Raw genomic sequence first — 19583 nt, 5'->3', positions numbered from 1 at the left:
GCACGCGGACCGCGCGGCGGCGGCCGAGGCCGCCGCGACAGCGGGTTCGGGCCGAATGGCTGGCGGGGCAGCATGCCGGAGGACATCCCGAATGTACGGGACGACAATCCATGGAGCGTGCGGGAGGGCGGCAAGACGGAGAGCTCGAAGCGCACCGACATGTGGGGCCTTCCGGTTCCGCCGAGCAGCATGGGCAACCGTGCCGCAGGACGTCCGGGCGCAGGCGCTCCGGGCAGCGGCAAGGGCCGCGGTCCGGCAGCCGGCGGAGAGGGCCCTCGCGGCGGCTCACGTCCTCCTAAGGGCGCTCGCGGACCTAGCATCTCCGCCGCCCCTCAGGAGACGGCGACAGCGCCGCAGGACAGCACGTCCGCAGGCAATCGCCAGCGCCGCAAGAAGCGCAAGGGCGGCAGCACGGCGCCTTCCATTCGTCAGGTGACGGATGTCGATATCCAAGAGATCTTCGCGGACTTCGACCGCAATGAAGGCGACTCCGCGGCGGCTCCGGCCGCTGCCGAGGGCGGCCCGTCCAAGCGCAGCCGTTCCCGCCGCAAGAAGAACAAAGGCGGCGCGGGAGCTCCTCCTGTGAGCGGCGGCGATGCCGGCGCGAACCAGGGCGGCAGCACGCCGGAAGCATAAGCTGTCGCTTATGGCGCAGGTGAAGGATTCGATACCCCGCCAAGGCGGGTATGAACACGGGGATTGCCGATGCGGCAATCCCCGGTTTTTCATCTCGAAGAAGATCGGTTGCCGCTATTGGCGGCCTGAGTCCTCCCGAACGCCAAGGTTTCGCTTTATGGCGGAGGAAAGCCGTCCTGCTTGTAAGCAGCACTGCAATTGCTGAGACCTGATTTCATTTGCTACAATAAGTGCCGATAGGACTTAAGTCAGTCCCCCCATTCCGACGACAGAAGGGAGCGAAGCACCATGGCTCCGAAGAAGGACCAGTCCCAGAAGCCGCTGGCTCAGAACAAGAAGGCGTCCCATGATTATTTCATCGAGGAAACCTACGAAGCCGGCATGGTGCTCATGGGTACGGAAATCAAATCCTTGCGGACCGGACGCGCCAATCTCAACGATGCGTTCGCAACAATCCGCAATGGCGAGATGTTCCTGAACAACATGCATATCAGTCCGTTCGAGCAGGGCAACCGCCACAATCCGACCGATCCTACGCGTGCCCGCAAGCTGCTGCTGCACAAGTCGCAGATCGCGAAGCTGTACGGCCAGTCCAAGCAGGAGGGCTACTCCATCGTGCCGCTGAAGATCTATGTGCGGAACGGTTATGCCAAGATTCTGATTGGGCTCGGCAAAGGCAAAAAGCAATACGACAAGCGGGATACGGCCGCAAAGCGGGATGCCCAGCGCGATATCCAGCGGGCTCTGCGAGAGAAGCAGAAGGTGGCTAGATAAACAGCCGATTTTGTCAGGTGATGCGCCTTTTCGCCGGATTGCCTTTAGGCTGGACTGCTCATGAGGGAAGCCGAGGCAAGGGGCGATGAGACTCCGCATGCCCATCGTCTGATTGGGCTGATTGGCTGGGAAGCGGGCTTCTCCTGACCGGATGGATCCCGGGTTGGCTCATTCACCAGATAGCAGCGTTGTTTCCAGCACTTCCTTCGCAATTGCGGCGTCATCTGTGTTATACTAAGTCCATAGCAATCGTTACGTTGGTCTTTGATTCTTTTGCAATGCTGTGCCGCTTGTCTCGTCACAGTCCTTGCGCTTCGGACCGCCGCGCTTACCCTGCAGCTTAGGTGCAGGATAAGGCTGGACGGATCTGTTCGGGGGCGTTTATGGATTCGACGGGGGTAGTTCGAGCATGGGTTGCGGGTAGTGGGGACGCGTCCGCTTTATCAACGCTAAAGCCTATTAAATGGCAACCAACGTACTTCTTTAGCAGCAGCCTAAGAAACTGCACGCTAAGCTCCTCTCCAGCATCGCCTATGTGCCGGATGTAGGGGCTCACCCTTAGTAGGCTACGCTGTCACATCTCCGCCTGGGGTGTGCTGAAGAAGACAATCAGGCTGACCCAGATCGCAGCCGGTTACGGGGCGTCGGCCTGGGTGACATCAAATCCGTGACTACACCCGTAGATGCCTGTGTGCCGTTGCCTTCGGACAGGGGTTCAAATCCCCTCGCCTCCATACTGAAAATCCACAACCGCGAGGTTGTGGATTTTTGCTTTCGCTGACTTGTAATCGGGACCCAACAGGCTCCCGGCCTAGTCCGAAACGTTTTCGTCTCATTCATATGGGTTGGCAGGTAAAGGAGTTATGAAATGGACTTGAACTTGAAAAAAGAGATGCAGCAGTTGAACATCAACCATGCGATTAAAGGTTCGGTCGTGACTGGTCTGAAGGAGATTCTTGCACGGCTGAACAAAGATCGTTTGAACTTCATTGCTGCAAACTGCGCGCTGGCAGGACGCTCCAAGCTGAAGAAGCAGGAGCTTGCGGACGCGCTATACGAGCGGATTACGAATGTGGTCCAGGTACGTTCGGCTCTCCTTACAGCGGAGACGCAGGAATGGGAGCTGGCAAGCCGGCTTCTCCAAGCTCCTTATGTTCAGGACGATGCAGTATTTGTGGATGCTTACTTGTTTTTGATGGATAAAGGCTTGGTGTTCAGCTTCATGGAGGGGGATAAGCTGTTCTTTGTCATGCCGGAGGAAGTCAAGGCTGCATATAAGACGCTTGACCAAAAATCATTCCGTGAAGAACGCAGCAGAACCCAGCTAGTGCTCCGGTATATTGAAGCTGCGGTTAATCTGTATGGCATCTGTCCCGTTTCGAAAGTAATCGAGATAATCAATGATCAAAACGGAGGCGGCTTGACGGAGGAGCAATTCAATGGGATTCAATCGTCCGTCTCTGATAAAATGCTGTCCTGGGATATTCAGCGAGGGTTTCTATACAGCGATGGCTTGGAGGGAGAAACCCTGGACGATTACGAAGCGTTTTTGGAGAGTGTAGCTGACAAGCCTTACTACCTTCCTCCGAAGGAAGAGCTGCTGCGATACGCGGATATGAATTACTTTGAGAAGACGCCTCAGCTGGAAGCATTGAAGAGCTACATCATGGGGCAGTTGGGGCAAGAAGAGCGGATGGCTGACGCGATCGCAGATGATATCCAGCTCGCATGCTCGATGGAAGAGCCGCTTGACGTCATCATGGAAGAATTTGAGAGGCGCAGGATCCGCTTGAGCAGGAAGCAGCTGACCGATATGATGCCGCTCCTTGTTGATGTGCGCAATACGACGAGAATGTGGTCCAATCGCGGCTTTACTCCTGCTGAGCTTAACCCGAAGCCGAGCCGGAGCGGGAATGCCGGCAACGTGGTCCAATTCCCATCGGCCTCCTCGAAAACCGGCCGAAACGAACCTTGTCCATGCGGCAGCGGGAAAAAACATAAAAAGTGCTGCCTGTAGAAATAGGAGTCCCTCTATTGAAGACATTTGAACAATCGAGGGAAACAACCCGAGCATCATAGTCCGACAAATGGCCGTTTTGCACAAGCACGCCTAGACACCATACTGAACATCCACAACCGTTCGAGGTTGTGGATTTTTGTTTTCCTCGATTTGTAAATGTTTTGTGCAAAGCAACTTTCCTCTCCACCCAGGAAGGATGATCATGCCGAACAGCGAATATTGATCCATGCTTGCCGGGAGGAGCTGGAGATGCGGTGATTGTTGAATGAAGCCTGCAAGTAGGAGGAGAAGCTTCTTGCGCATGCTGCGCAGCCGGTTCATGTTCTCCTCTCTCCGCAAACGAATCATGGTGTTTCTGACCGTCGGCCTTGTGGGATGCGCCGTCTTGATGGCGTCTGTTTCCTATAATGCCATCTACACGATGCAGCGCGATAAAATCAAGACCTCGATGGCTTTTGATCTGCACCAGCAAACATCGAAGGTGAATCAGATGTACAGCAGCCTGCTTCAGGTTTCGCAGCAGATGACGCCGGAAGGCACGGTCGGCAACCTGATGGAGACGTATATCTCCGCCACGGATATTTACAGCCAGCGTCTTCTCTCTCGCGATATTTCCTACAATATTGGATTGATCACTTTTTCGAATCCGGCTATGGAGCTGGTGATGTACTATAATCCTGCAACCGGGAATGCTTCTTATTCGAATTTGCCGCTGCGCAGCGGCTTCACTCGCCAATCCTTGCCTGATGTTGCCGGCATGGGGGAGCTGAAATACCAGTCTCCGCATAAATCTCTATGCCGGTTCAGCGATGATCAGGTTGTGTCGGTGACACGGGAGATTCGATTTTCAGACGGAACGCAGCTGGTCGTTTATGTGGAAGCCAAATCGGATCTCATCACCGATATGAATTCGCTGGCAGAAAGCTTGAATATCCCTTATACGCTTGTTTTCACCGATTCGAAGGACGCGGTGACCTATAGCAGCAATTCAACGGCTTATGCGGTCGGCCAACGTCTACGGCTGAGCGGCCAATCCGGGATGACGGACGGGTATGTATGGAACCGAATGAAAGGCGAATACGGCTATGACATCACGCTGCTGCTTCCCGTCTCCAGCTACAACCATGAGCTCTATACGTGGAAAAACCATATGTATTGGATACTCGCCGTCGCCCTCCTCATGATGTTCATGCTCACCCTGTTGTTGCGGCGGCTCATCAACAGGCCGTTTCTGATGATTGAGAAGGAGATGAGGACGTTCGGCAAAGGTTACATGGGCACAAGCCGCTATCATACGGGCATTGATGAATTTGACCGAATATTCGATCAGTTCAATGTCATGAAACGGCAGATTCAGCAGCTGATCCTGGATGTCGAGCAGAAGGAAAAGCGCCGTCATCAGCTGGAGATCGAGAAGCTCGCCTATCAGATCAATCCGCATTTTCTGATGAATACGCTTAACTCGGTACGCTGGCTGGCGGTTATGCATAAGCAGGCGGAGATCGAGAAGTTTGTCTCCTCGCTCATTTTTTTACTGAGCTATAATTTGGGCAAATCAGAGGAGAGGGCTACCTTCCGGTCCGAGATAGACGTCATGCGGACCTATCTGGAGCTGCAGCAGATGCGCCATGATTTCGAGGTGAAGCTGGCTATTGCGGAAGGGACATACCTTGACAGCTCGGTGGCGAGGTTCATCCTGCAGCCCATCGTGGAAAATGCCGTCTGTCACGGCCTTGACGACAACGGCAAGCTGGAAATCAGCATAGTGCCGGACGAAACGTCGCAGATGGTGCGTATCGTTATCCGCGACGACGGCAAAGGGCTGAGTCGCGAGACGCTGGCCCTGCTGCAGCGCGACACGCCGGATCAGCAGCAGACAGGCTGGGGGATTGGGCTTCGTTACGTCCGATCCATGCTGGAATCATTTTATGGCTATAAGGCCCGCATGGGGATAGAAAGCACTCCGAATCAAGGCACGACCGTCACATTGGAGCTTCCTGTTCTCCATCCTAGAAAGGAGAGTGCGAGTTGATCCGTGTACTGATTGTCGACGATGACAAGCTTGCCCGCAAAGGCTTGATCTCGATCATGCCCTGGTCCAATCACGACATGATTGTCGTTGGAGAAGCGGCGAACGGCGCGAAGGCGCTGGAGTTTATGGAAAGGCATGAGGTGGATCTCATGTTCGTAGATCTCTCGATGCCGGTCATGTCGGGAATGGAGCTGCTTCAAGTAACAAGACAGAGATTTCCGGGGCTGCGCTCCGTCATTTTATCTTTTCATGAAGAGTTCGAGAATGTGCAGACGGCCTACCGCATGGGTGTGCTCGATTATATATCCAAGGTGCGTCTGGAATCGGAGGACGACGAGCAGATATTGAAGCGAATCCGGCAGCAAATGACAGGAGGAATGGAGCAGCGCTCAACCAAGCCTCCTGCGTTGTCCACGCCTTCGCCTGCCCCTGCCCCCGAGCAAAACAGCTGCTCGCAGGAGGAGGAAGAGTGGTGCGCACTGGAGCAGGAATGGCGCTCTCTCTACTGGCTCTATAATGAATCGGTCTTCCAGCGCCTATGCAAGCAGACCGCAGAAGCCAAGGTTTCCTTTCGCCGTCTGGAAGGGCTGTGGATGCGCGTGCTGTCGCAGCTGGAAGCTGTTTTGGCCTTGAATGCCGAGCTCCGGTCGGATGCAAATGATGTCCGGTCGGCGATTGAATGGCTGCGCGATTTCAGAAAACGCGTCCATGCGCAGGTTGCGGCTTCAACCGATCTTGCCAATACGACCATCAGCATTCTTAAGGCGGTATTGTTCATTCGCGAGCGGGCTTCGAGTCCTCTGCATGCCGAAGACGTCGCCGATCATGTGCACATGAGCCGAAGCTATTTCAGCCAATGCTTCAAGAAGCTGACAGGGTCTACGTTCAACGATTACTTACGGCAAGAGCGGATAAGAGCCGCCGAGCGCTTGCTGTGCGAGACCAATCGGTCGATTGCTTGGGTCGCTCATGCCGTAGGCTACAACGACTCCAAGTATTTCTCCCAGCTCTTCTATGAGCAGACCCGCCTCTTGCCCTCCGAATTCCGGGCTCAGTTCCATAAGGGGGAGGAATGACAGCAATCAATCGCACAAATGCCTGCCTCAGCCCTGTATCCGCCGCAAAACACGGCACATCCGTCCGACTTTTTTTCCCCGCTTCGAATGTACAATGAGAAGGCAAGGAACGATGGGAGGGACGAGAATGAAAAGGAATATGGCAAAGCTGCTTTCGGTCGTAATGCTTGGCCTTAGTGTGACAGCATGTGCTTCCAATGATTCATCGGATAATTTGAAAGCGTCTTCAGATCCAGGGACGAACTCTGCCGGCCCGGCACTTTCGGGAGATGACCTGGCCTTCTCCAAATTTCCGAAGCCGGTTGATGTCCACATCGGCATGATGGTGGATCCGACAGACAAAACGCTGCCGGAAGGCGACAGCGTCAGCAACAACCAGTATACGCGTTACCTCAAGGACAAGTACAACATCAACGTCATTGTGGATTGGACGGCGGCTACCGGCAACGATTTCAAGCAGAAGGTCAGTTTGACGATCGCATCCGGCAAGCTGCCTGACGGCATGGTCGTCGACGACCGCTCCTTCATGACCAAGGCGGCCAGCTCGGGACTTCTGTATGATATTACCGATCTGTTCCAGCAGTATCAATCCTCGCAGGTGAAGGACATCATGGCAAGCACCGAAGGCCGCGCCATGGAAAATGCCAGCTATAAAGGCAGGATGGTTTCGATTCCGAATATTACGGTCGATACGGACGGCGTTCACGTCCTATGGATCCGCAAGGATTGGCTCGACAAGCTGCAGCTGCCGGTGCCGAAGACGGTGGCGGATATCGAAAAGACGGCGAAAGCTTTCATGGACAACAAGCTTGGCGGAGACAAAACGATCGGCATTGCCGGTCCTTCCAAAAATACGTACCCTTATTCCACCTTCCTCGTTTCCTCCAACAATATGGGAGGATTTGATCCGATTTTTGGGGCGATGGATGCGTATCCGGGATACTGGCTCGACAATGGCGATGGATCGGTCACCTACGGAACGACGACGGATCATACGAAAAAAACGCTGGCTTTGCTGGCTGACTGGTACAAAAAAGGGCTTATCGATCCCGAGGTGGGCACCCGCGACAACGTAGGGGATCCGATCAATGCGAATCAGACGGGAATTTTCTTCGGTCCATGGTGGAATGGCGGCTATGGCAACGGGGACTCCTTCAAGAACGATCCGACTGCGAATTGGCAGGCCTATCCCGTTTATTCCGACGACAACAAGTGGAATGCGCATATGAAGACAACGGGCAGCACCTACACCGTTATCAGCAAAAAAGCCAAGCCGGATGTCGTCAAAGCCATTCTCATCATGAATAATGCCCTTGTGCGCGATGAAGCGACGTTTGACCTGTCGGTCAATGTGGGCTGGTATCCGCTCCGCAACGTGCTGGCTGCGGCCAATGAAACGGAGTATGAATACGCCGAGCTTCTGAAAGTGCTGAAGGGCGAGACCAAGCCCGAGGATTACAACAAGCCGAACAGCTTGTACAAACTGATGTATGCGGATGCAAAGAAGGTGCAGAACGTCATCAAGCCTCCGTATGACGAGCTGAATGTAAGCAACTTCAACACGTCCAACTTCGGCGACTTCCAGCGCTTGTATTCCATTATGATCGGCGATCGTCCGTTCGCAACGATTCCAATCGATAAGAAGGTCTTCAGTGTCACGTACAACCAGACCCCTACCATGGAAACGAAATGGGCCAACCTCAAGAAGATGGAGGATGAGACGGTTCTGAAAATCATCCTCGGCCAAGCGCCTATCGACTCCTTCGACAAATTCGTGAAGGACTGGAAAGCTCAAGGCGGAGATGAGATCACGGCGGAAGTGGCAGGGCTCTTGAAGAAGTGATCGAAGCTTCTGAAAAACAAGCGAATGGCGCGGAATCGTTCTGGAGATACGAATGCGGTCGACCTTGTCACCGGAAGAATGATTCGCACGCAGCGACAACTTTTTCAGTGGCCTCGCAGTAATCATCCAGAGGCTTGCGGAAAGCGCCGGCGGTTCCGTTCCTTTCCGCAAGCATCCTGTTAGGGAGACGGGAGGTCAGCCATGATGAGAAAATTAGGCCATCAGAAACACTATTATTTGATGCTGCTGCCGGGTATGGTCTGGCTTGTGATGTTCAGCATTGCGCCTATGTTCGGAATTCTGATGGCATTTCAGAATTATAACCCGGGTGCGGGGCTGTTCAAATCCCAGTGGGTCGGACTGGACAACTTCAAGTACATGTTTCAGCTCAACGACAGCAAGACGGTTATCACTAATACCTTTATTATCGCCGTCGGCAAAATCGTCCTCAATCTGCTTATTCCGCTTATCTTTGCCATTCTGCTGAACGAAATCCGCAGCATGCGCTACAAAAAGCTGGTCCAAACCGTCGTTTATCTGCCGCACTTTCTGTCGTGGGTGATCCTGTCCACGATTGTCATCGGGATCTTCGGCTATTATGGCGTTGTAAATACGGTCGCAGGGATGTTCGGCTTCGATCCGAAGCTGTTCATGGCGGATTCCGGCATCTTCCGGCAGCTGCTCATCGGCACGGATGTGTGGAAGGAGTTCGGTTATAACTCGATTATCTATCTTGCGGCGTTGACAGGCATCAATCTCAACCTGTATGAGGCCGCCGCCATCGACGGCGCCAACCGCTGGCAGCTGATCCGGCATGTCACGCTGCCGGCGCTGACGACCACGGTCGTGCTGCTCGGCGTCTTGAGTCTTGGCAATGTGCTGAACGCCGGATTCGATCAGGTGTACAACCTTTACAACCCGCTTGTGTATTCAACCGGAGATATTCTGGATACATGGGTGTACCGGCTGGGCTTGCAAAATCTTCAGTATTCGCTGGCGACGGCGGCCGGATTGTTCAAGTCGGTCATCAGCTTTGTGCTGATTTTCATCTCCTATCGGCTGGCATATCGCTATGCCGACTATACGGTATTCTGAAGGAGGAGGGCGCCGCATTGGTCCGAAATACAACATTAGGCTCACGGACGTTCGACATTGCCAATATCGCCATTCTCGGCCTCCTGCTCATCAGCTGTTTATACCCGCTGTGGTATACCTTCTGTGTATCGATCTCCGACAAGTCCGCAGCCAATGCAGGCCTGGTTACGATTTATCCCATCGGATTCTCCTTGACGCCGTATAAGGAGATCATCAACGACAGATTGTTCTTCAACGCGTTCTGGATCTCCATCCAGCGCACCGTGCTCGGTACGTCGTTTTCCTTGCTGATGACCGTACTGATGGCCTACCCGCTGGCCCGGCCCAAGAAAGATTTTAAAATGCGCAATACATTCATGTGGATTCTGGTCTTCTGCATGCTGTTCAACGGGGGGCTGATCCCATGGTATCTCACGATTCAAAACTATCATTTGATCAATACGATCTGGGCGTTGGTGCTGGGCGGAGGCGTACCGGTCTTCGACGTAATCCTGATCATGAACTTCTTCCGCAATCTGCCGAAGGAGCTGAATGAAGCGGCCGTAGTCGACGGAGCCGGTCCGTGGTCGATCTTGTTCCGGGTGTATATCCCGTGCTCCATCCCTGTGCTGGCTGCAGTGGCGCTGTTCCTAAGCGTGTATCACTGGAATGAATTCTTCAGCGGATTGGTGCTGATGAACACTTCCGACAAATACCCGCTCCAGACCTATATCCAGCAGCTTGTCGTCAACATTCCGGTCGGCACCAATCTGACCCCCGAACAATACAAGAAGCTGTCGGAGCTGTCCAACCGGACGCTGAATTCGGCCAAGGTATTTATCGCCATGGTGCCGATGTTGATCGTATATCCATTCCTGCAAAGGTATTTCGTATCCGGCATCATGCTGGGGGCTGTGAAGGAGTAAGGGTGGACTTGGTGGTTGTGCCCAACCACCATTTCCCTCCACCATGAAGACCCCGACCGCAAGAGGTCGGGGTCTATCTTTGTGTTGAAACTGTAGACGGACTGAGCAGACATACAGATCGAAGGAAATTCGGCTATTGGACATAGGGGGACATCTGTCGTTCATACGCTTCATAAGGTGTTCATCGTGAGGAGGTCTCCACTCAAATGGCGGTAAAAGTAAACCTTCAAAAATTCGTCGATAAACTGCCTATTCCCAAAACCATTCGCCCGATAAAACGAGGAAAGAAAGGCTCGTATTATGAAGTGACCATGAGGGAATTTACCCAAAAGCTTCATCGTGATCTAGCGCCTACTCGCTTATGGGGCTACAACGGAATGTACCCGGGTCCTACTTTCGACGTGATGAAGGGTGAAACGGCATTTGTCAAATGGATGAATGATCTGCCCCATAAGCATTTTCTCCCCATCGATACGACCATTCATGGTGCAGAGAAAACATTTCCTCAGGTTAGGACCGTCGTTCATCTGCATGGCTGAAAACAGCATGACCATAGCGATGGGTACCCTGATGCCTGGTTTACGAGAAATTTTGAACAAACAGGACCTAAGTTCCAAAGAAAAGTATACGAATATCCCAACCTTGAAGCCACGACATTATTTTATCATGACCACGCGATGGGCATTACGAGATTGAACAATTATGCGGGACTTGGAGGTTTTTTTATCATTCGCGACGAGCATGAACAATCCTTGAATCTACCGGCGGGAAAATATGAAATCCCTCTTATGATTCAGGATCGCTCGTTCAACCCGGACGGATCGCTCTATTACCCCGATACTCCCGATAAAAACAACGATCGTCTTCCCTATCCTTCAATTGTTACGCCTTTTGACGCCGATTACATTTTGGTAAACGGCAAAGTATCCCCCTATCTTGAAGTGGAACCGCGAAAATACCGATTTCGGATGTTGAATTTCTGCAATAGTCGAGCCATTTCATTCAAACTGGACTCCGGACAGCCATTTTATCAAATCGGAACAGATCGCGGCTTGCTGGAGAAACCCGTAAAAATGAATGAGATCCTCTTACTGACGACCGAACGTGCGGATGTGATCGTTGATTTTTCCCGATCCTTCGGCAAGACGATCATTCTTAAAAATGTCTTCAAGGGTGCCTCCCCCGAAACAACCGATGTGATGCAGTTTAGAGTAAACACTCCGCTAAAAGCCAAAGATGCCAGCTCTCTTCCTGATCATTTAAGGAAAATCGAATTCCTTTCCAGTGAGACGGCAAAAAGGACAAGAGATCTTACGCTCGTTAGAGTCGAGGATGCATATGGAAGATCCCTGAATTTGCTTGACAGTAAAAGATGGAATGATCCTATATCCGAGAAAATGGACTTAGGATCGATTGAGATATGGCGGTTGATCAATCTGTCCGATGATGACCATCCCATTCATCTGCATATCGTTGACATGCAAATTCTGGAGCGCCAGCCTTTTGACGTTGCTCATTTCAAAGCAACAGGAAACCTTGAATTTACAGGACATGCGCTTCCTCCTGAACCTAACGAAAGAGGATTCAAAGATACGATTCGTGCTCCCGCTGGTACCGTTACTTCTTTTATTGCGAGTTTCGATCCTTTCGCCGGACTTTTTGTATGGCATTGTCACATGCTCGAACATGAAGATGACGAGATGATGCGGCCTTTTCTAATCCTGAAGAAACAAAAGAGGCTTAAACATATCCTGATGAAAATGATCAATGGGAATCGATAGGACCATGACACAGGCTGCCGGCATGACATTGGCAGCCTGATGAGCGATTGGGCAATTGAGCCTGCAAGGTGTTCTTCTGCGAGCCCGATTCTGAGGCCCATTCCGAAAAGCCTATTTTACAGCCAACTGCGAATTTGTTGGGACAAAAGCCCATACAATACAGGGTCTTATGTCTACATCCTCATAAACGGAGGGCGGCACTATGGACTTTCACGGAGGCTTTGAAGGTTTTGAGCACGGAGGTTCCGGGCCGGGAACGGAGGTTTTGGAGGTCCGTTTGGTGTTGGAAGGAGGTGGTGAGCCATGCCATTCTCCTATCCCGCATACCCTCTCCTTGGCTATCGGACCAAGGTAGTTCAGGAGCCTATAGCATTTCCTCCGCAGCATCAGGATCAAGTCCCTGGTTTGGAGTATCTCATGGTGCCTCGTCCTATTTTTGATTACCCGGGCTATGTAGGGAGCTGCAAGCTGAAAGGGAAGGTTGCGATCATTACGGGAGGCGACAGCGGATTCGGCCGCGCCATTGCGGCCGCTTATGCGAAAGAAGGAGCAGACCTCGCTATTGTCTATTTAAATGAACATATTGATGCGGAAGAAACCAAAAAGTATGTGGAGCAATTCGGCATTCGCTGTCTGCTTCTAGCCAGAGATCTTCGCGATCCAGCCAGCTCGCCGGATATAATAGCCGAAACGCTCCGCCATTATAATAGACTGGATCTCTTGATCAATAATGCTGCCGTTCAACCTTTTACGAGCAGTATCGTGGACATTTCCAATGAACAACTCGAAAATACTTTTCGAACGAATATATTTCCCTTGTTTTATTTGACTAAAGCGGCTCTTCCTTATTTGGATAAAGGCAGCGCCATCATCAATACGACTTCAAGGGTCGCCTACGAAGGAGACAAGGATGTCATTGATTACTCTGCAACCAAAGGCGCAATTGTAAGCTTTACTCGCAGCATGGCGCTGTCGTTGGCAGAGAAAGGGATCCGTGTCAATGCGGTCGCTCCGGGTCCGTCATGGACGCCGCTTAATGTCAGCACCTACTCCAAGGAGCATGTGGCGGCTCTAGGCACGGACATTCCGCTTGGCCGTGCGGCACAGCCTTTCGAGATCGCACCGGCATTCGTATACCTTGCAGCAGACGATTCCATGTACGTAACCGGTCAAGTCATTCATGTCAATGGAGGTTTGATCCGCTACTCCTGATTTCAGGCAAGCCTCGATCCACAACCGTTTGAGGTTGTGGATCGAGGCCTTCTTATCCCGTCTTACAGCCGGACCATCCGGTCTTGCGGCTGTAAGACGGGCGCTTCGACCTGAACGGTTTCCGGATATTTAATGCCGCTGCCGGTGTTGAGAGCGACAACCGTCTCTCCGTCCTTGATCCAGCCGCTTTCTCTCAGCTTGCGCGCAGCGGAGAACGTGGCCGCTCCTTCGGGACATACGAAGGCCCCTTCCAGGCGGGCGATGGTGCCCTGCTCCCGCAGCAATTCCGCATCCGTTATCGAGACGGCGCAGCCGTTCGTCTTGTATACCGCCTCCAGCACGAGGAAATCGCCCAGCGCCTTCGGCACATTGATGCCAAATGCCGCTGTCGACGAATCCGGCCAGAACTGCGATTCCGGCTTCCCCTCCTCCCAAGCCTTGACAATCGGAGCGCAGCCTTCAGCCTGCACGGCAACGAGACGCGGCAGCCTGTCCGGAATCCAGCCCAGCACCGCAAGCTCGTGCAGCGCTTTGTAGATCCCGATCAGCCCGACGCCTCCGCCTGTCGGATACAAGATCACATCGGGAAGCTCCCAGCCCATCTGCTCCGCGATCTCAAGCCCCATCGTCTTCTTGCCTTCGATCCGGTAAGGCTCCTTGAGCGTCGAAGCGTCAAACAGGCGATGCTCGTTCACGGCTTGACCGACCATTTTCCCGGCATCGCTGATGAGTCCGTTCACCAAATTCAAGTTGGCGCCGGAAATGGCGCATTCATTTCTCGTAATGAGAGGCGCGCCGACTGGCATCACGATGGAAGCGCGCATTCCCGCTCTTGCAGCGTAAAGCGACCAGGCCGCTCCGGCATTGCCGTTCGTAGGCATGGCCAGCTCCTGAACGCCAAGCTCCTTGGCCTTCGAAACGCCGACGGCCGCGCCGCGAGCCTTGAAGCTGCCGGTAGGAATGATTCCTTCGTCTTTCATCCACAAGCGCTCGATTCCCATATCCAGGCCTATCCGGTCCATCGGCAGCAGCGGCGTCATTCCTTCTCCCAGACTGACGATATGTTCCGGAGACGATACAGGGAGAAGCTCGTGATAACGCCACAAGTCATTCGGTCTTCCAGCCAGATCGGAAGGCTTCCATTGCCGCTTTAAGCTTTCCAAATCGTAATCCGCCAGTAAAGGAGATCCGCATTCGCACAGCTGCTGGATTTTATCCGATGGATACGTTTGAAGGCATTTAGGACAATGCAGATGAGTTAGATAGCTGAATGACATCTTTATCCTTCCTTTGCGCTAGGTTTGAATTCAGCCTTTCTTTTGCACAAGGTTATTATTGACCCCATCCACTGTAAACGTAACACCAGGCTCTTTTGAGCGTCAAGCCAAACTCTTATTTAGACGATTTGAATAGTTGGAATCATGGAAAGGCATAGAGGTTTAAGGTTAGATTTAAAGTGGATTGCAGAGCGGTTTAGGAGATCGCCCAAACTTCTGCTATAATAGAAGAAATGAGGCCAATAAAACTCATTGGCTGCGAATAGGGAAGGATGCGCGAATATGAATGCATTCGAAGACTGGAATCTAAAGGTGAAAAAAACCTTCAACGCCACAAGCAATGAAGTCGTGCTGACGGTCACGGAAGCAGGTCATTTGCTGGGCCTTTCCAAAGATCAGATGAAAACCTATGCGGATAAGAACAGGCTGACCAAAGTTCCGATCATGAGAAGTGTTCATCGGTACCTCTTGCTGAAGAGTGAAATAGATGAGCTGGTAAAGAAATAAGAACGGGTTCGAGCTGACACCAATGAGGTGTTTTTTTTTATAATGGGGGTTGTTCCGGATCCATCCGAACGTGAGTGGAAGGCAGATGGCTGGGTACGGATGCCTCAAGACGGCAGGAAGGAAAATGACAAGGATAGAATTCGCGGTGTAAACATTAAGCATGAAGGGGAGGGGGCGATGTGCGGAGGAGGGCAATGGGCGTGTGCCAAGCCCTAAGCCCTTGGACAAATGAAGGCGAAATCGCTATAGCTCCAGAGCTTCATTCGTAATCTTCCGAATATCAAAAGGACAATCGGAGCTTTCCTTCACGATGTCGGGCAGGATGTTCGCCAGGAAGTAATCCACGCAATGGAGCTTGATTTTCTTGATTTTGATGAGCGCTTCGCGGTACATCGTGACAAACTCCTTCTCCCGGTTGCCTCTTTGCAATTCGGTAAGCGCCTCGTATACCTGATCGAGCTTGTCGGCCACCTCGAGAATGAGCCCTTCGACGGAATCGTCCTTGCCTTCGCGCAGCTGCCTGCGGAAGATAGGCTTCAGCTCCTCGGGAATATTTTCTTCGATAAAGAGAGCGATCATGCCCTCCTCTACCTGCTGCAGCATGCCCCGCAGCTCCAGAGAGTGATGCTTGACGGGCGTTTTGATGTCGCCGATGAAGATTTCGCCGTAATCATGGCTGCTCGTAATTTCGTACAGCTTCTTCCAGTCGATCGCCACGCCATTGCTTTCCTCGATATCCGCCAGCGTTTTGGCGTATTGAACGACTTTCCAGGAATGCGCGGACACGCTATGCTCTTCAAACTTGAATTTGCCGGGACAGCGAATGATGCGTTCGAGATCGTTCAAGGATTGAAAATACGCATGAATTCCCATAGATGATGTTCCTTTCTTCACAGAAGTAGCAGCGTGAGGCTGTACAATCAGTTTATGGCCGAATTGTTAATGGACGATAAATAAAAACAGAAAATAAATGGATGAACCACCGAAAAACACCGTCCGATAGGAGCGGTGTTCGTTGGAATTCAACAATTCTATGCTGCTAGGCTACTTGCCGGAGTCCAGATAAGGAATCAATCCCGATGCAATGACTTGATGCCCGCGATCATTGGGATGGATCGGCATGAATCCGCTTAAGGCATCCTCGACTTTCCCTTGCCGATAGCCGTAGATCAGACTGGCTTGTTTGCCTTCGAACCATTTATGGGCCGGGGCGACCGCAGCGCCGTAACGGCGGGCGACTTCAATCGTGGTCTGGTTGAGGGAACGAATGCCTGCAATCGCAATCGAACTGTTCGGGAAGGGATTGTATTGCGTGAAGCAAATGAGGCGGGCATGGCTCGTTTTATCCAAATGGCCTAGAATCTGGCTGAGATTTCGCCGATAATTCAATAGAGCTTGCTGAATGGCCGGCGGCTTCTGAGTCGCGATGGATGCCAAGGCGGCATCCGCTATATCGACCCCGCCGATCCATACCGAGACGATATCGGATCGGCTGATGCCCGGTGTGGCTTTTACGGCACGCAGCAAATCCTCGCTGCTCCAGCCGGGCTTAGCCAGGACATTGCCGGCAACTCTGCGGGTGCGAGAATTCAGGGAGGCGACCGCCAATCGGGGATAGGCTTTTGCGAATGAAGAAGCATTTTCCCCAAATGTAATGGAATCGCCAAGAGCGGTATAAAGCATGTTGTCATCACCCTACCTATTCATATTCACCTGCCTGCCAAGCGGTTATGCGGCTTGAATCCGCCTGTGCATCTATGAGATAGGATATTTTCCGGCCGTACAGGTTGCTTGGACATTGGGAACGAATTGTTCTTGGACGATCAGAAAGAATGAACTGAAATAGAAATCGTTCTTAGTAAAGATCCAATCCATTGCTGCGGGGGGCCGTTGAGGTTGACAAAAGAACAGTTTGCAGAGCTAGTCAAGCAATTGGAAGGGAAATCGCGGTCCAATCCAAAGGGATACCGGCTTAAGGTGCTGGGGATGGTAGGCGTCGGCTTCTCCTATATGATCGGGATTCTGCTCCTGCTTGCGGCGCTGGTTGTCGTACTCGTCATGAGCACGCTGACCCATCCGGTCCTTCTATTGAAGCTGGGCCTTCCGATCGGCGGGCTTATCTGGGTCATGCTGCGCTCCCTGAGGATCAAGTTCGATGAGCCCGAGGGCATCGTGCTGACACCGCGCTCGGCGCCGGAATTATATCGCGAGATCGAGAGCCTGGGCAAGAGCCTGCAAACGATCCGGATCCATAAAGTGCTGCTCACGAGTGAATTCAACGCTGCCGTCGTGCAAATTCCGAGGCTCGGCCTGCTTGGGTGGCATCGCAGCTACCTCATGCTCGGCCTTCCGCTCATGCAAGCTTTGTCGCCGGACGAATTCCGCGCTGTACTGGCGCATGAGATGGCGCATCTGTCGCGGTCCCATTCCAAATTCCACGGCTGGATTTATCGCGTAAGAAGAATCTGGGGACAGCTGATCGAGAAGCTCGAGGAAAAGGACAGCGGGTGGATCGTTTTGTTCAAACGGTTCCTGGACTGGTATGGGCCCAAGCTGAATGCGTATACGTTCGTATTGGCGAGGGAAAACGAATACGAGGCGGATCGATTGGCGGCGGAAGCGGCAGGCTCCCGCTCCATGGCTGATGCGCTCGTGAAGCTGAGGGTGCAGCATGCGCAGCTTGACCGCAAATTCTGGCCTGAGGTGGATAAGCTGGCTCAGGCGCAGCAAGCTCCTCCTCCGGTCTATTCCATGATGCAGCAGTTTTTCGAGCAGCCTCCAGCATACCCGAACCCGGATATGGAAAGGTCGTTGAAGGACGCTCTGCGCATGGAGACGGAATTCGACGATACGCATCCCTCGCTGCATGACAGACTGGACGCATTGGGGGAGCCGGCAAGCATTCCCGCTCTGGCGGCTCATTCATCCGCGCATGGGCTTCTTGGGGATGCCATCGGCTCGCTGACCCGGCAGCTGAACGAGTCCTGGCAGGAGCAGGCGGGGCCGGCCTGGTTGGAGAGGATGGAGTACTTCCGATCCATCCGTGAAGAATACGCCAGCCTGGAGCAGGAGGACCGGTCGGAGCTGACCGAGCAGCAGCTGTGGACGTTATCGAAGCTTGCGGAGGAGCTGCACGGCTTCGCCCAGGCGCTGCCGTTGTACGAGGAGCTGCTCCATCGGAATGACCGGCTGGCGCATGCTTACTTGGCTGCGGGCTTGGCCATGCTGGGGCAAGAGGATCGGACTCTGGAGGACAGTGCGGTATTCTATCTGACCCGGGCGATGGAGCTGGATGAGGAGTATACGGTTGCCTGCTGCGTCGAGCTGATCGGGTATTATTCGAAGCTGGACAACGAGACTGAGGCCGGGAAGTGGAAGGAATTCCTCGGCCGCTATGCAGAGCTCCTCCGTCTGGCCCGGCGGGAGCGCGAGCAGGTGTCGCCGGGCGACCGCTTCGAGCCGCATGGGCTGGAGGATTACCAGGTCGCGGCGCTGGCGAAGGAGCTGCGGCAGTATCCGATTCTTAGGGAGGCTTGCCTCGTCAGGAAAAAGGTCGAACATTTCCCGGAGAAGGGCAAGTTTGTCCTGCTGGTGAGGAACAAGCGGAAGTGGCGCATTCGACCGAGCGAGCTGGCTAGGCATGTGGTCCGCAATCTGTCCCAGGAGGAGGCGCTGCCGGCCGGAACGACGATCATCGTCCTCAATACGGATCGGAAGTACAACAAAGTCCGGGAGCAGGCCGCCGGGCATAGGCAGGGAATTCTATTCCAAAGCGAACCGGACAGCGTCCGATACCATCCTGCCCATGTCTGGAAAGGCATCGCGGCCAAGTTCCTGATGCAGGCTATCGGTAAAAAAAGCTTCGGCTCGGTGCGGCTCTGGCTTGCTCTAGGAGCGGATTCCAATCGCCTATATGGCAACATGCTTCCGCTGGCGCTCGCTGCACATGGGAATGATCTCGCGGCGATGAATGCGCTGGCCGAAGCTGGTGCACCCATTGACGGGGCGAACAGGGACGGGAATACGCCTCTGTTCTGGGCGGCGTCCGAAGGGAATGAAGAGGCTGTATGCTGGCTGCTGGAAAAAGGGGCGGATCCGAACGTGCGCTATGTATCCGGCCGATCGGTGCTGTCGCCAGTATGCATGTACGGTCATGCGAGGATTTTGAAGCTCCTGCTGGATGCGGGCGCAGAGCCGGTCCATACTTGCCATTCGGACGGAGAGACGCCGCTCATGATCGCCTCCTACAACGGGCGATATGACTGCGTAGAGCTGCTGCTCGCGGCAGGGGCAGATCCCGATGTGCGGGACAAGCATGGCAACACGGCTCTAAGCTTCGCCAAGGACCATGGCCATGACGATGTCGCTGAGCTGCTGCAGGCGCATGCAGCTTCCGGGCAGCCGGCGTGATGATTCGCCGACGCC

At 53.4% G+C, this 19583-nt stretch carries 14 protein-coding genes, 1 other RNA gene and 2 pseudogenes; 13 read left to right on the top strand and 4 right to left on the bottom strand.

Annotation, left to right across the window (positions count from 1 at the left end):
- The 4 genes and pseudogenes from PHU01S_RS25920 to PHU01S_RS20230 form a co-directional block, all read left to right on the top strand.
- Window positions 1-636 (top strand): annotated as a pseudogene (locus PHU01S_RS25920) (hypothetical protein); the annotation flags it as partial.
- A 288-nt stretch (window positions 637-924) separates the two neighbouring features.
- On the top strand, window positions 925-1410 hold the full coding sequence (gene smpB / locus PHU01S_RS20240; protein ID WP_021878128.1) for an SsrA-binding protein SmpB: 486 nt from the start codon (window positions 925-927) through the stop codon (window positions 1408-1410).
- Between the two features lie 373 nt (window positions 1411-1783).
- Window positions 1784-2147, top strand: a transfer-messenger RNA (tmRNA) gene (gene ssrA / locus PHU01S_RS20235).
- A gap of 131 nt (window positions 2148-2278) precedes the next feature.
- A complete protein-coding gene (locus PHU01S_RS20230; protein ID WP_127509587.1) occupies window positions 2279-3427 on the top strand; it encodes a YecA family protein in 1149 nt (382 codons plus the stop codon).
- A gap of 93 nt (window positions 3428-3520) precedes the next feature.
- Here PHU01S_RS20230 and PHU01S_RS25915 read toward each other — a convergent pair whose 3' ends face one another.
- Window positions 3521-3751 (bottom strand): hypothetical protein, encoded by a 231-nt coding sequence (locus PHU01S_RS25915; protein WP_164763135.1) that lies wholly within the window; start codon window positions 3749-3751, stop codon window positions 3521-3523.
- On the opposite strand from PHU01S_RS25915, the gene PHU01S_RS20225 reads away from it, so the two are divergent.
- From PHU01S_RS20225 to PHU01S_RS20195, 7 genes and pseudogenes are all read left to right on the top strand, one after another.
- Entirely contained in the window at window positions 3732-5462 is a 1731-nt protein-coding gene (locus PHU01S_RS20225) for a sensor histidine kinase (RefSeq protein WP_232312989.1), read from the top strand. The two genes, PHU01S_RS25915 and PHU01S_RS20225, sit on opposite strands and share 20 nt — an antisense overlap.
- Window positions 5459-6538: a response regulator transcription factor gene (locus PHU01S_RS20220; protein WP_021878125.1), complete on the top strand. Its 1080-nt coding sequence runs from the start codon at window positions 5459-5461 to the stop codon at window positions 6536-6538. Before PHU01S_RS20225 ends, PHU01S_RS20220 begins: the two co-directional genes overlap by 4 nt.
- Window positions 6539-6857: 319 nt before the next feature.
- A complete protein-coding gene (locus PHU01S_RS20215) occupies window positions 6858-8381 on the top strand; it encodes an extracellular solute-binding protein (RefSeq protein ID WP_232312983.1) in 1524 nt (507 codons plus the stop codon).
- 204 nt (window positions 8382-8585) lie between these two features.
- Window positions 8586-9476, top strand: coding sequence for an ABC transporter permease (locus tag PHU01S_RS20210; protein ID WP_127509591.1), 891 nt, complete (start codon window positions 8586-8588; stop codon window positions 9474-9476).
- Window positions 9477-9493: 17 nt separating this feature from the next.
- Window positions 9494-10381, top strand: a complete 888-nt coding sequence (locus tag PHU01S_RS20205; RefSeq protein ID WP_021878121.1) for a carbohydrate ABC transporter permease — start codon at window positions 9494-9496, stop codon at window positions 10379-10381.
- 206 nt (window positions 10382-10587) lie between these two features.
- A pseudogene (locus PHU01S_RS20200) lies at window positions 10588-12162 on the top strand (multicopper oxidase family protein).
- Between the two features lie 303 nt (window positions 12163-12465).
- The gene (locus PHU01S_RS20195; RefSeq protein ID WP_127509584.1) at window positions 12466-13374 is read left to right on the top strand and encodes an SDR family oxidoreductase; all 909 of its coding nucleotides are present in this window, start codon (window positions 12466-12468) and stop codon (window positions 13372-13374) included.
- A 62-nt stretch (window positions 13375-13436) separates the two neighbouring features.
- On the opposite strand, the gene PHU01S_RS20190 is transcribed toward PHU01S_RS20195, so the two are convergent.
- Window positions 13437-14651 carry a threonine synthase gene (locus PHU01S_RS20190; RefSeq protein WP_048746122.1) on the bottom strand — a complete coding sequence of 405 codons (1215 nt, stop codon included), beginning with the start codon at window positions 14649-14651 and terminating at the stop codon, window positions 13437-13439.
- A gap of 282 nt (window positions 14652-14933) precedes the next feature.
- Here PHU01S_RS20190 and PHU01S_RS20185 point away from each other — a divergent pair, with 282 nt between their 5' ends.
- Window positions 14934-15158: a helix-turn-helix domain-containing protein gene (locus PHU01S_RS20185; RefSeq protein WP_021878117.1), complete on the top strand. Its 225-nt coding sequence runs from the start codon at window positions 14934-14936 to the stop codon at window positions 15156-15158.
- 243 nt (window positions 15159-15401) lie between these two features.
- On the opposite strand, the gene PHU01S_RS20180 is transcribed toward PHU01S_RS20185, so the two are convergent.
- Window positions 15402-16031 (bottom strand): YfbR-like 5'-deoxynucleotidase, encoded by a 630-nt coding sequence (locus PHU01S_RS20180; RefSeq protein WP_048746120.1) that lies wholly within the window; start codon window positions 16029-16031, stop codon window positions 15402-15404.
- Window positions 16032-16202: 171 nt separating this feature from the next.
- Entirely contained in the window at window positions 16203-16841 is a 639-nt protein-coding gene (locus PHU01S_RS20175; RefSeq protein ID WP_127509581.1) for an SGNH/GDSL hydrolase family protein, read from the bottom strand.
- 213 nt (window positions 16842-17054) lie between these two features.
- Between PHU01S_RS20175 and PHU01S_RS20170 the strand changes: the two genes are divergently transcribed.
- A complete protein-coding gene (locus tag PHU01S_RS20170) occupies window positions 17055-19568 on the top strand; it encodes an ankyrin repeat domain-containing protein (RefSeq protein ID WP_127509577.1) in 2514 nt (837 codons plus the stop codon).
- The last annotated feature ends 15 nt before the right edge of the window (window positions 19569-19583 follow it).

Origin of the sequence: Paenibacillus humicus NBRC 102415 (assembly GCF_004000905.1) — a bacterium.
GTDB lineage: Bacteria > Bacillota > Bacilli > Paenibacillales > Paenibacillaceae > Paenibacillus_O > Paenibacillus_O humicus.
The sequence above is the reverse complement of the archived record's forward strand: the minus strand, read 5'-3'. Positions and strand labels throughout refer to the sequence as shown.